Source organism: Embleya australiensis (assembly GCF_051903075.1).
In the GTDB taxonomy this organism is placed as follows: Bacteria; Actinomycetota; Actinomycetes; order Streptomycetales; family Streptomycetaceae; genus Embleya.
Genome location: NZ_CP182423.1, coordinates 2,308,266 through 2,320,953 on the forward strand (window position 1 = coordinate 2,308,266; position 12,688 = coordinate 2,320,953).

The 12,688-nt window shown below is 72.7% G+C and carries 12 protein-coding genes; 5 read left to right on the plus strand and 7 right to left on the minus strand.

Translation table 11 applies throughout. The annotated features are described in order from the left end of the window. Positions 1-80: 80 nt before the first annotated feature. The 4 genes from ACMXN5_RS40365 to ACMXN5_RS40380 all read left to right on the plus strand — a co-directional run bounded on the left by ACMXN5_RS40365 (position 81) and on the right by ACMXN5_RS40380 (position 3,845). A complete protein-coding gene (locus tag ACMXN5_RS40365; protein WP_439679860.1) occupies positions 81-1,166 on the plus strand; it encodes a WD40 repeat domain-containing protein in 1,086 nt (361 codons plus the stop codon). 270 nt (positions 1,167-1,436) lie between these two features. Continuing rightward, complete coding sequence (fabG, locus tag ACMXN5_RS40370) at positions 1,437-2,222, plus strand: 3-oxoacyl-ACP reductase FabG (protein ID WP_439679861.1); 786 nt, start codon at positions 1,437-1,439, stop codon at positions 2,220-2,222. Between the two features lie 72 nt (positions 2,223-2,294). After that, entirely contained in the window at positions 2,295-2,747 is a 453-nt protein-coding gene (locus ACMXN5_RS40375; RefSeq protein ID WP_395793002.1) for a MaoC family dehydratase, read from the plus strand. A gap of 81 nt (positions 2,748-2,828) precedes the next feature. Continuing rightward, a complete protein-coding gene (locus ACMXN5_RS40380) occupies positions 2,829-3,845 on the plus strand; it encodes an NADP-dependent oxidoreductase (protein WP_439679862.1) in 1,017 nt (338 codons plus the stop codon). Positions 3,846-3,873: 28 nt separating this feature from the next. Here the strand turns inward: ACMXN5_RS40380 and ACMXN5_RS40385 are convergent, their stop codons facing one another. Both ACMXN5_RS40385 and ACMXN5_RS40390 read right to left on the minus strand, forming a co-directional pair. After that, entirely contained in the window at positions 3,874-4,254 is a 381-nt protein-coding gene (locus ACMXN5_RS40385) for an acyl-CoA thioester hydrolase/BAAT C-terminal domain-containing protein (RefSeq protein ID WP_439679863.1), read from the minus strand. Positions 4,255-4,256: 2 nt separating this feature from the next. Then, entirely contained in the window at positions 4,257-5,384 is a 1,128-nt protein-coding gene (locus ACMXN5_RS40390; protein ID WP_439679864.1) for a PP2C family protein-serine/threonine phosphatase, read from the minus strand. Between the two features lie 264 nt (positions 5,385-5,648). On the opposite strand from ACMXN5_RS40390, the gene ACMXN5_RS40395 reads away from it, so the two are divergent. Next, positions 5,649-6,557, plus strand: coding sequence for a zinc-binding dehydrogenase (locus ACMXN5_RS40395; protein WP_439679865.1), 909 nt, complete (start codon positions 5,649-5,651; stop codon positions 6,555-6,557). A gap of 46 nt (positions 6,558-6,603) precedes the next feature. Here the strand turns inward: ACMXN5_RS40395 and ACMXN5_RS40400 are convergent, their stop codons facing one another. The 5 genes from ACMXN5_RS40400 to ACMXN5_RS40420 form a co-directional block, all read right to left on the minus strand. Further along, complete coding sequence (locus tag ACMXN5_RS40400; RefSeq protein ID WP_439679866.1) at positions 6,604-7,521, minus strand: SDR family oxidoreductase; 918 nt, start codon at positions 7,519-7,521, stop codon at positions 6,604-6,606. 325 nt (positions 7,522-7,846) lie between these two features. Further along, positions 7,847-9,028, minus strand: coding sequence for an ROK family protein (locus ACMXN5_RS40405; protein ID WP_439679867.1), 1,182 nt, complete (start codon positions 9,026-9,028; stop codon positions 7,847-7,849). A 56-nt stretch (positions 9,029-9,084) separates the two neighbouring features. Next, positions 9,085-10,350, minus strand: coding sequence for a sugar ABC transporter permease (locus ACMXN5_RS40410; RefSeq protein WP_439679868.1), 1,266 nt, complete (start codon positions 10,348-10,350; stop codon positions 9,085-9,087). Next, on the minus strand, positions 10,347-11,156 hold the full coding sequence (locus tag ACMXN5_RS40415) for an ATP-binding cassette domain-containing protein (RefSeq protein ID WP_246126582.1): 810 nt from the start codon (positions 11,154-11,156) through the stop codon (positions 10,347-10,349). Before ACMXN5_RS40415 ends, ACMXN5_RS40410 begins: the two co-directional genes overlap by 4 nt. A 99-nt stretch (positions 11,157-11,255) precedes the next feature. Further along, positions 11,256-12,386 carry a sugar ABC transporter substrate-binding protein gene (locus ACMXN5_RS40420; protein WP_439679869.1) on the minus strand — a complete coding sequence of 377 codons (1,131 nt, stop codon included), beginning with the start codon at positions 12,384-12,386 and terminating at the stop codon, positions 11,256-11,258. Between the last annotated feature and the right edge of the window lie 302 nt (positions 12,387-12,688).

Genomic DNA, 12,688 nt, shown 5'->3' on the forward strand with positions numbered 1-12,688 from the left:
CGCCGGCGGCGCCGGTTTTCGGCCGGCGCGGCGGGCCGGAGACCGTGCACGTGGCGGGTGCCGATGGGCACAATGGTGATATGTCCAACGTTGCGCAGGGCGATATCTCTTGGCTCGCGACGATCGACGACGACACGTCGGAGACCTCCCCTCCCGCCGACCGGGCCGACCGGGCCGGCCGCGAACTGCCTTCGCGCTGGCGGCCGGACTGGGTGACGGGCCCCTGGACGGCGACCGACCCGCCGGCGCGGACGACCGGCCGGGCCGACGGCGGGCCCGAGGGGGTGTGGATCTGCGACCTGGTCCCCGAACGGTCCGTCGGCGAACCCTTGGTCGGGCACGACGCACGGGTGACCGCGGTGACGACCGCGCTGGTCGGCGGCCGGCCGGTGGTGGTCGCCGGGACGGCCGGGTGGGGCGCCACGGTACGGGTGTTCGACCTGGACGGCGGCCACCAGGTGTGCCGGCCCCTGGTCGGCCGGACCGCGTGGGTGGGCGCCGCGCGGGCCACCGTGGCGGGCCGCCCGGTGGCGGTCACCGGGGACTCGGCCGGCGTACGGGTGTGGGACCCGGCCACGGGCCTGCCGGTCGGCGAACCGCTGATCGGATCGGTGCGGGCGGTGGCGACGGCCGAACTGGACGGGCGTCCGGTGGCGATCGTGGGCCCCGAGACGGCCCGGAACGGCGACGCGGACAACGCGGTACGGGTGATCGACCTGGCCACCGGCGCCGAATTCGGGGCACCGCTGACCGGACACTCCTGCGCGGTGACTGCTGTGGCCACCGCCGTCGTGCACGGCCGCCCGGTCGCCGTCACCGGCAGCCGGCAGGCGGCGCGGGTCTGGGATCTGGTCACCCGCGAGCCGATCGGCGCACCACTCGCCGCCGACGTCTCCGCCGTCGCGACCGGCCTGCTCGCCGGCCGCCCGATCGTGGTCGCCGGCGGCTTCACGGGCGCGAGCGCTCAGACCATCCCGACCGTCCCGACCGCCCCGACCGTCCCGACGGGGGAGCGCGGCACGGTACAGGTCTGGGACCTGACCACCCACACCCCCATCGGCCCCCGCCTCCTCTTCCCCTTCCCGGTCGACGCGCTGACCGTGGCCCCGGGCGGCCGCGTCGTCGTCGCCTTCGGCCGAGAACTCGCGGTACTGCGCCACGATTGACACCCGCCCACCCCCGGCCCGCGCCTCCCGGCGCCCGCGCCCCCGGCGCCTGTTCGACCCGAACGAGTTCGTGGTGCGCTCTAGCCTTGATACCGACCGGTCGGTACCGTTACCGCACAGCAGAATCCCGCTACTCCACGCTCCGAGACCCGCGAGCATCGCCCGGTCGGCGCCTTCGGCCGGACGGGCGCGGGTCGCCCAAGGGGCGGTCGGAAGCGCCGTATTCGCCGGCCCTGCCGTGCCGGCGACGACCCGGAGGACCCCGCACCCATGACCGAGAACACCCCCGCGACCGCGACCTCGACCACCCCGCGCGTGGCCATCGTCACCGGCGCCGCGCGCGGCATCGGCGCGGCCACCGCCCGCCGACTCGCCGCCGAGGGCAGGGCCGTGGCCGTGCTCGACCTGGACGAGGCCGCCTGTGCCGACACGGTCGCCGCGATCGTCGCGGCCGGCGGCACGGCGCTCGCGGTCGGCGCCGACGTCACTGTCGGCGACCAGGTGGACGCCGCCGTCGCGCGCGTGGCCGACACCCTCGGCGCGCCGACCGTGCTGGTCAACAACGCCGGCGTGATCCGGGACAACCTGCTGTTCAAGATGTCCGACGGCGACTGGGACACGGTCATCGACGTACACCTGCGCGGCGCGTTCCTGATGAGCCGCGCGGTCCAGGCGCACATGACCGCCGCCGGCTGGGGCCGGATCGTCAACCTCTCCAGCTCGTCCGCGCTGGGCAACCGGGGGCAGGCCAACTACTCGGCGGCCAAGGCCGGACTCCAGGGCTTCACCAAGACCCTCGCCTTCGAACTGGGCAAGTTCGGGGTGACCGCCAACGCGGTGGCGCCGGGCTTCATCGTCACCGACATGACCGCGGCCACCGCGGCCCGCGTCGGCATGGAGTTCGAGGCGTTCCAGGAGGCCGCGGCCCAGCAGATCCCGGTCCGCCGGGTCGGCCGCCCCGAGGACGTCGCCAACACCATCGCGTTCCTGACCGGCGAGGACGCGGGCTTCGTCTCGGGCCAGGTGATCTACGTCGCCGGCGGCCCGCTCTGCTGACCGCGGGGCAATACACCCAGGCGCCCGGGCCGGCCACCCCCGGCCCGGGTCCATCCCGAAGGAGCATCCACCATGCGTGTGTTCGAGAACGTCGACGAGGTGTTCGCGGCCAAGGGCGAACCGCTGGGTACCGGTGACTGGTTGACCGTCGACCAGGAACGCATCGACACCTTCGCCGACGCGACCGGCGACCACCAGTGGATCCACGTCGACCCCGAACGGGCCAAGGACGGCCCGTTCGGCACCACCATCGCGCACGGCTATCTCACCCTGTCGCTGATCCCGGTCCTGGCCGCCGACCTGTTGACCGTGCGCGGGGTGCGGATGGGCGTCAACTACGGCTCGGACAAGGTGCGTTTCCCGGCCCCGGTGCCGGTCGGCGCGCGGATCCGCGACCACGCGGTCCTGGTCGACGCGGTACGGACCGCGCAGGGGGTGCGGCTGACGGTGCGGCACACCATCGAGATCGAGGGCGTCGCAAAGCCCGCGTGCGTCGCGGACACGCTCTCCCTGCTCGTCCCCTGACCCGTCCGGCGTCCGTACCGCCCACGAGCTTGCGTCCGACCGCCCGTCCGGCACGTCCACGACGAAGGAGTTGCGTCCCGTATGACCACGCCCGCCGCCACGAACCGTCAGATCCGGCTGGCCGCGCGCCCGTCCGGCCTGCCCGTGACCACCGACTGGGAGCTGACCGCCGAACCGGTGCCCGAGCCGGCCGACGGGCGCCTCCTGGTCGAGGTCTCGCACATCTCGCTCGACCCGGCGATGCGCGGCTGGATGAACGACGTGCGCTCGTACATCCCGCCGGTACGGATCGGCGAGGTGATGCGCGCCGGCGGCATCGGCCGCGTGCTCGCCTCGCGGCATCCGGACTTCGCGGTCGGGGACCACGTGTTCGGCCGCTTCGGCGTGCAGGAGTACGCGGAGACCGACGGCGAGGGGGTGCGCCGAGTGGACCTGGGCATCGCCCCGCCCGAGACCCACCTGGGCGTCCTCGGCGCCACCGGACTGACCGCGTACTTCGGCCTGTTCGACATCGGGCGCCCGCAACCGGGGCAGACCGTACTCGTGTCCGGCGCGGCCGGTGCGGTGGGCAGCGTGGCCGGCCAACTCGCCAGGTTGAAGGGCTGCCGGGCGGTGGGCATCGCCGGCGGGCCGGACAAGTGCCGCACGCTGACCGAGGAGTTCGGCTTCGACGCGGCCGTCGACTACAAGAACGACGACGTGCCCGCCGCGCTGCGCAAACACTGCCCCGACGGCGTGGACGTGTTCTTCGACAACGTCGGCGGCACGATCCTGGACGCGGCGCTGACCCGGCTGGCCCGGGGCGCGCGGGTGATCGTGTGCGGCGCGATCTCCCAGTACAACAACACCGAACCCGGCCCGGGCCCCAGCAACTACCTCTCCCTGCTGGTCAACCGGGCGTCGATGACCGGCATGGTGGTCTTCGACTACGCCGACCGCTACCCCGAGGCGACGGCGGAACTGGCCGGGTGGCTCGCGGACGGCCGACTCCGCGCGCGCGAGGACGTGGTGGAGGGCGACGTCACGGCCTTCCCGGAGACCCTGCTGCGCCTGTTCACCGGGGCGAACACGGGCAAGCTGGTGCTGCGCATCCGCTGAGCGGTCGGTCGTGGCCGGGGCCGGCCGTTCAGCGGGTCAGGGACGCGAGCAGGGCGAGGACCCGGGGCCATCCCCGTGCCTGGGCGGCGGCGTTGGCGGCCCGGGTGCCGCCCAGGTCGAGCGGTTCCTTGGTCACCGGGTAGGTATACCGGGTGCCCGCGGCGAGATAGGGAAAGGTGCCGACGCCGTGCCCGGCATCCGGAAAGACCAGGGCCCGGTGCGGGTGGGGGTTGCCGCGATCATCGAGTTCCTCGACGATCGCGCGGGCCGCATCCGCCGACGGCCACAGTTGATCGTCGGCGCCGGCGATTTCTCGCGGCGCTCGCCGACCCGGTGCTCGGGCCGTGGCCGGCCATCCTGCTCCTCGTGGCGGTCCCGGCCAGGTCGGCGGCGCCCGAAGGGCCGCCACCCCTACGGCCCCGCCGGCTCCGGGGCCACCGGGCGCAGCACCATCAGCGCCGCGTCGTCGGTGAGCCGCCCGCCCACGTGCGCGAGCAGCGCCTGTTGCAGATCGGCCAACAACTCGGCCGCGGACCGGTTCGGGTCCGCGTGCCGGGCGACCCAGTCGCGCAGCGGGAAGAACCGGCCGGCCGCATCCCGCGCCTCGGTGGTGCCGTCGGTGTACAGCAGCAACGACTCGTCGGGGGTCATCCGGAACCGGTACGTCGGCCCCCGGTCCTCGGCCGGCGCCAGTCCGGCCAGACCCAGCGGCAACTCCGGCGGCACCTGCAACCAGCGCACCCCGGACGGGCCGATCACCGCCGGCGCCTCGTGCCCGTGGTTGGTCAGCTCGACCCGGCCGTCCCCGTCGAAGCAGACGATCAGCGCGGTGGCGAACCAGTCTGTGTCCGGCTCGCCGAGCAGCACCTGGTTGCGGCCGAAGCGCTCCAACCCCGCGCCCATGCGCCGTCCGACCCGCCACAGGTCCGGCTCGGCGTGGGCCGCCTCGTCGAACGTGCCGACCAGTGCCGCGCTCGCGCCCACCGCGGTCAGCCCCTTGCCCTGCACGTCGGCGATGAACGCGCGTGTCCCATGCGGGGTGTCCACCACGTCGTACACGTCGCCGCCGACCTCCGCGTCCCGTTCGGCGGCCAGATAGCTGCGCTCGACCCGGACCCCGCCCACCACCGGCGGCACCGGCGGCAGCAGTGCGCGCTGGACGTGTTCGACCACGTTGCCCAGGCGCGAGACCCGGTCCTGCAATCGGGTCCGGAGCCACACCGTCGTCACCGCGATCGCCCCGCCCAGCACGACCACCACGAACCCGGCCCAGTCGTGTTCGTACCCCACCGGCGCCAGCCACGGGTCCAGGACCAGGAACGTCACCGTGGCGAGGACGGCGTACACCATGGTCGGACCCACCGGGATCAGCGCGGACGCGGTCATCGGCACCAGGCACAACATCGTGTCGGTCCGGAACTCGTCCGGTGTGCCGAAGTCGACGGCCACGATGGTGATGTAGAGCAGCGCCGGAAGCAGCGGGATCAACTGCCGCAGCGCCCGCCCTCGCTCCGCCTCGACCACCGCGGCTTCGCTCATCGGCTGGGCACCGTCCTGCGTCGGGCGGGCACCACGCGGGTCACCCGGAGTGGATCGGTCGTCGGTCGACCGCCGGGAGCCGATGCCCCTCGGAACCCTTTCCCGGTCCACCCCACCCCCAGCTACGCCACACGGTGGACGGCCGTCCGGGACCACAGCGCCGTCGCGGACCGCGCGGCCGTCCCCGACTGTGGCGGAATGCCTTTGGAGGTGGGCGAGTTGGGGTTCGACGGCAGGTGGGTTCCAATGGTGGGAGTGTGTTTCATGCGTGCTGTCGTCGTGAATCATGGTGTGCCCGGGCGACTCGAACTCGGAACCGTGGCCGATCCCGTGCCCGGGCCCGACGAGGTACTGGTGCGTGTCGCCGCGATCTCGTTGAACTTCGGCGAGTTGCCCAAGGTCGACGGGGACACCCCGGACGGCACGATTCCCGGGTGGGACGCGGCCGGTGTGGTGGAGCGGGCCGCCGAATCCGGGCGTGGGCCGCGGGTGGGTGAGCGGGTGGTCACCTTCGACTGGCGGTCCGGGTGGGCGGAGTTGCGTGCGGTACACGTGGATGAGCTCGCCGTGCTGCCGGACGGGGTCGGGTTCGAGCAGGCCGCGACGCTGCCGGTGGCGGCGGTCACCGCCTTGCGGGCGCTGCGCCGGGGCGAGGTGGGCCCGGGCACCCGGGTCGGGGTGACCGGGGCGTCGGGCGGGGTCGGGACGTTCGCGGTACAGCTGGCACACCTCGCGGGCGCACGGGTGACCGCCTTCGTCGGCGGGCCCGAGCGGGGCAAGGGGTTGGCGGAGTACGGCGCGGAGCGGGTGCTCACCGATCCCGCCGACCTCGACGCCCCGCTGGACGTGGTGGTGGACAACGTCGGCGGGCCGCTGCTGACCGGGCTGCTGCGACACCTGGCGCCGGGCGGTCGGGTGATCGCCGTCGGCGCCGCGTCCGGTGAGCGGGCGGACTTCTCGTCCTACGATCTGATCGGACCCGAGACCTCGATCGTCGGTTTCAAGCGCGGCGGCGACTCGGCGGCGGATCTGGCCCATGTGGTGCGCCTGGTCGCCGACGGGCGACTGCATGCCCCCGTCGACTGGCAGGCGGATTGGAGCAGGATCGGCGAGGCCACGGCGCTGCTGCTCGGCCGGCGGATCCGGGGCAAGGCGGTACTGACGGTGGGCTGAGTCCGGGCGTGGGCCGTCGGCGCGCCGGGCGCGGTTCAGGCGCGGTTCAGCGGTAACCGGTCTGGTCGGCGGGGAGGTCGCGGTCCTGGACCTCGACCAGGTAGCGCCAGGCGTCGGGGCGGCTGCCGTCCGTGTCGGTGAAGCCGTAGACGCCGGCGAGTTGCCCGCTGGAGAGGGACTGCCCGTTCCAGCGGGCCACGTCGGGGTCGGCGGCCAACGCCGCCACGGCCCGGCCCACGTACGCCGGAGACTCGGAGATGCCGAAGTGTGGCTGCACCTTCAGGGCGTCGCGCCAGTTCGCCTCGGTCACCTTGTACGCGTCGAGCATCATCTCCGAGCGCAGCCACCCCGGAGTGAGGGCGACGGCGGTGGCGCCGCGCGGGCCGAGTTCGTGGCCGAGCGCGAAGGCCATCCGCAACACCGCCGACTTGGCCAGGTCGTAGAAGAAGGACACCCGGTAGTTGTCGCGGTTGTACTCGTTGGTGCCGTCGGTCATCTCCACCACCAGGCCGCCGGGGTCGCGCAGCAGCAGCGGCAGGGCGTAATGGCTGGTGATCGCGTGCGTGTCCACGGCGAGGCGCAGGATCCGCAGCCCGTCGTCCAGGTCGTGTTCCCACATCGGGGTGTCCCAGGCGAACAACTTCTCGCCGCCCCAGATGTCGTTGACCAGCACGTCGAGGCGGCCCTGCTCGGCGTCGATGCGCTCGATCAGCGCCCGGACCCGCGCCGGCTCCAGGTGGTCGGTGGGTACCGCGATGCCGTGGCCGCCGGCGGCGGTGACCAGGTCGGCGGTGTCCTCGATGGTCTCCGGGCGGTCGTACTCGGAGCGTTGACCGCGGGTGCTGCGGCCGGTGACGTACACGGTCGCGCCGGCCGCGCCGAGTTCGACCGCGACGCCGCGTCCGGCGCCTCGGGTGGCTCCGGCGACCAGGGCGACCCGATCGCGGAGGGTGCTCGTGGCCATGCCGGCTCCCGGTGTTGCTCGTGGATCGCTGCCCCGTCGGCCGCTGCCCGGGATCGGATGCGGCAAACCCGCGTCGGGACGGGCGCGGCGTCGGAGCCGAACGCCGCTGGGGCGTCGGGGGCTTCGGGTGCCGGCCGCCGGGTCCGGGGGATGCTCGGGCGCGATGCACCCTCCGGACTCGGCGGCCCGCACGAGGACCATGAAACAGGGCGCGCCACGCCGGGCGACCCGAAAGGTCACCCGGACGGCGGATTCGACGCGCCGAGTCCACCCGATCGTGGGCGCGCCGCCGACCGCCCGTCCCTCTGCCGACCGCCCGTCCCGCCTATCCCGCCGCCGGCGCCAGCCCCGACTCCAGGGGGTTGTCCAGCAGGCGGGCGAAAGCCAGTTCGGCGGCGCCGTACAGCGGGGCGTCGTCGCCCAGGGCCGCCGTGCGCAGTTTGAGGTGTTCGCGGGTGACCGACAGGCTGGTGCGGTTGAGCCGACTGCGCACCTGCGCGGCGGTGGCCAGGTACACCTCGCGCAGTGTGCCGCCGAACACCACCATCTGCGGGTTGAGGATGTTCACCAGGTTGGCCACGCCCAGGCCGAGCCAGTCGCCGACCCGGCGCATCCCCTCCTCCGCGTCGTGGTCGCCGCGCGCCGCCGCGTCCGCCAGACCGCCGATCGCGTGCTTCGCGGTGCCCCGGGTGAGCGCGAACTCGCCGATCTCCGCCTCCCAGCACCCGCGCGCCCCGCACCGACACGGTCGGCCGTCCGGATTGACCACCATGTGTCCGACCTCGCCCGCGTACCCGTCGCCGCCGGCCACCGGCCGCCCGGCGGACAGGATGCCGCCGCCGATGCACACGTCGCCGTGCAGGTAGATCACGTCGTCGCAGCCCACCGCCGCACCCCGGGTGTGCTCGGCGACCACTCCCAGGTCGGCGTCGTTGCCGACCATGACCACCATCCCGATCGCGGTCGAAAGCCGCTCCCCCAGCGGTTCGTTGCGCCAGTCCTGGGTCGGCCCCTCGGGAATCGTGCCGTCCGAGCCGCGCACCATCGCGCACACCGCCACGCCCGCACCCACGCACACCCCGTCGTGCGGCGCGCTCAGCCGCATCTGCGCGACGAACCCGCCGAGCGCCTCGGCCACCTCCTTCGGCGAGAACCCGCTGCCCGGGCGCTGGAGTTCGCGGCGATCCAGGATCACCCCGCCGAGCCCGACCCGGGCCGCGACCAGCCGGTCCACGCCGATCGTGAAGGCGTACACGTACACCCGCTGCTGGGCCCGGACCACGAGCGAGGGCCGGCCCCGCCCGCCGCCGGAGGTGTCGCGCGGCGCCTCCTCGACGATCAGCCCGGCCGCCGCGAGTTCCGTGGTCAGCGCGCCGATCGTGCTGCGGTTCAGGCCCATGCCGGCGGTCAACCGGGCCCGGGAGGTGGGGCCGAGCACGTGCACGTGGCGCAGCAGCGCCCCCAGGTTCTGCCTGCGGATGTCCTCCTGGGTGGGCGCTGCGCGCATCGGGCTGCGGACCCTGCCTTTCTCATCCGTGGCGTCGATCGAGGGGGAGGGCGGCGTCACCGCAGCCCGGCGGCTTCGGCCCGCCGCCGCGACAGGGCGTCGACCCCGGCGGCGAGGAGCAGCACGACGCCGGTCACAACGTACTTGACGCCGGCGCTGTACCCCATGAGCCCCATGCCGTTGTCGATCACCGCGACCACCGCGCCGCCGAGCACCGCGTCCAGCACCCGTCCCTTGCCGCCGAACAGGCTGGTGCCGCCGATCACCGCGGCGCCCACGGCGTACAACAGCACGTTGCTGCCGCCGGTGTTGGAGTCGACCGAGTTGGCCCGGGAGGCGGCGACGATGCCGCCGATCGCGGCCATCGTGGAGCAGATCACGAACGCCGAGATGCGTACCCGGTCCACATTGATCCCGGCCCGCCGGGCCGCCTCGCGGTTGCCGCCGACCGCGTACAGGCTCAGCCCGTACGGGGTGCGGCGCAGCACGAACGTGCCGACCAGGAGCAGGATCACCAGGACCGGCACCACGATCGGCACACCGCGTAGCGAGGAGATCACCGTGTTGCGGCTGCGCTCCTGGTTGAGCACGTACACGGCGAGGCCGACCAGCACGGCGAGCACGCCGATCCGCAGGCCGGTGATCACGATCGGCTCGGCGCTCAGCCCGCGGCGCGCCCGGCTGCGGTTGCGGCGCACGTGCACCACCCCGTACCCGGCGACCGCGGCGGCGGCCAGCAGCCAGCCGACGATCGGGGCGAGGTTGCGGTTGGAGATGGCCAGGATGGTCGAGTCGCGCACCGGCACGTTGGTGCCGCCCTTGACCAGCAGCAGCGAGACACCCTGGAAGGCCAGGAACGCGCCGAGGGTGACCACGAAGGACGGGATGCCGACCTTGGCCACCAGCACGCCCAGGACCAGGCCGATCACCATGCCCACGACCAGCGCGGCGAGCACGGCGGCGTACCAGGGCCAGTCGTGTTCGGTGAGCAGCACGGCGAGCACCGCCGCGCACACCCCGCTGGCGAAGCCCGCGGACAGGTCGATCTCGCCCAGGACCAGGACGAAGATCAGTCCCATCGCGATCACGGTGACCGCGGCGCCCTGGGTGAACAGGTTGGCGAAGTTGCCCGCGCTGAGGAACTTGGGGCGCATGATGGCGAATACCGTGCACAGCACGACCAGGCCGAGCACCGCGGGCATCGCGCCGGTGTCACCGCCGCGCAGCCGGGCGAGGTAGTCCTTCACGTGCGCGACCACCGGCGATTCGGGGGCACCGGTTCCGCTGTTGCCGTCGGCGAGAGGCAGGGCGCTGCTCGTCATCGGTTCACTCCGTTTCGACCGGCACCGGGACCGAATGCCTCGGTCTGTCCCGACGTGATGAGTTCGACGATCTGGGAATGGGTGATCTCACCCGCGTTGACCTGGGCGGCGGTCCGGCCCAGGTAGAGCACCGCGATCCGGTCGGCGACCGCGAACACGTCGTTCATGTTGTGCGAGATGAGTACGACGGCGAGGCCGTTGTCGGCGAGCCGGCGGACCAGTTCGAGCACCTGCGCGGTCTGCGACACGCCCAGCGCGGCGGTGGGTTCGTCCAGCACCACGACCTTGCTGTTCCACAACACCGCCTTGGCGATGGCCACGGTCTGGCGTTGGCCGCCGGAGAGGCTGGAGACGCGCTGACGGATCGAGGAGACGGTACGCACGGACAGGCCGGCCAGGGTCTCCTCGGCGATCTGCTCCATGCTGTCCTCGTCGAGCACCCAGCCGCGCCGGCGTTCCCGACCGAGGAACATGTTCTGCACGATGTCGAGGTTGTCGCACAGGGCGAGGTCCTGGTAGACGATCTCGACGCCCAGGTCGGACGCGTCGCGCGGGCTGTGCACGGTGACGGGCGCACCGTCGAAGAAGTATTCGCCGGAGTCGGCGGTGTGGATCCCGCCGATGCACTTGACCAGGGTCGACTTGCCCGCGCCGTTGTCGCCGACGAGCGCGGTCACCTGGCCCTCGTACACGGACAGGTCGACGTCGCGCAGCACGTGGACGGCGCCGAAGCTCTTGTTGACGCCGCGCAGTTCGAGCACCGGATTGCTCGCGGGCGGCGGGGCGGGGGTGGGGGACAGGGCCACGATGCGGGCTCCTCGCTTGGGGGCGGCAGGGGTGGGACGCGCCGACCGGAACCGACCCTCGTGGGTGTCGGTTCCGGCACGATCGCGGGGCCCGAACGGTCAGTTGATGCCGAACTCGGTGCACTTGGCGGCGTAGGCGCCGGTGCACAGGGTGTCCTTGGTGACGTAGCCGTCGGCGACGACGTCCTTGACGTTCTCCTTGTAGATCGCCAGCGGCTCCAGGAGCACGGACGGCACGTCGCGCTTGCCCTCGGGGTCGCGCACGGTGGCGGGCACGCTGGGCTTTTGGCCCTTGGCCAGCGCCACGGCCAGGCCGGAGACCGCGTCGGCCTCCTTCTTGATCGCCTTGTAGACGGTCATGCACTGGTCGCCGACCAGGATGTTCTGCAGCGCGGTGGTCTCCGCGTCCTGCCCGGTGACCGGGACCCGGCCGTTGAGCTTCTGCTTCTTCAGGATCGAGATCGCCGCGTTGCCCAGGCCGTCGTTGGCGGCCACCACGCCGGAGACGTTCGGCGACTGGGTGAGCATCTGCTCGAACATGTTGGCGCCCTCGGTGTTGTTCCAGTCCGGGACGGCCTGGTCCGGGCCCTTCACGTACTCGCCGGAGTCGAACTTCGGCTTGAGCACCCCGTCGTAGCCCTGCTTGAGCAGCGTCGCGTTGTTGTCGGTGGCCGAGCCGTTGAGCATCGCGATGGTGGGCTTTTGCGCGCCGGCGGCGGACAGGCACTTCTCGATGCCCTGGCCCATCAGCGTGCCGACCTTCACGTTGTCGAAGCTGACGTAGTACTGGGCGCTGCCACCCAGGGTCAGCCGGTCGTAGTCGATGGTCGCCACGCCCTGCGACTTCGCCTTGTCCAGTACGGCCTTTCCGGTGCCGCTGTCCAGGTTGACGATGACCAGGACGGTGGCGCCGTTGGTGATCATCTGGTCGGCGAGGGTCTGGAACTGGGACTTGTCGCCCTGGGCGTTCTGGATGTCGTAGTCGACGCCGGCGGCCTTGAACGCCTCGGTCAGGTACTTGCGGTCGTTGGTCTCCCAGCGACCCGAGGTCTTGCTGTCCGGGAGGATCACGCCGATCTTCGCCTTCTTGCCGTTGCCGCCGGAGGCACCGGACGCGCCGGGGGCACCGGAGGACCCGGACCCGGAGCCGGAGGTGTCCGAACAGGCGGACAGGGTGCCGGCGGCGACCAGCACACAGGCGGAGACGGACACGAGGAACCTCTTGCGCATGGTGGATCCCTTCGGGCACGCGCCGGTGGGGCCGGCGGGGGGACGTGATGGCGTCACGGGGTGGTGCGGCGTGCGGAGTTGTGCGCAGGGGTGAGCGGTCGACAGTCCGGCGGCGACCGCGCCGTAAATGTTGTGGGCGACAACGTAATAGCCGCACGGGGTGTCCGCCAGACCTCAGGTGGGGGGAAATTAAGTTCCGAGCCACAACTTAGGGAGGCAGAGGGCGCGTTCGTAGGCCCCGGCCTGGGCATTCGGGCGGGTGAGGCAACTTTTGGCGGCGCCGGCGGTGGGGGCGTGCGGGC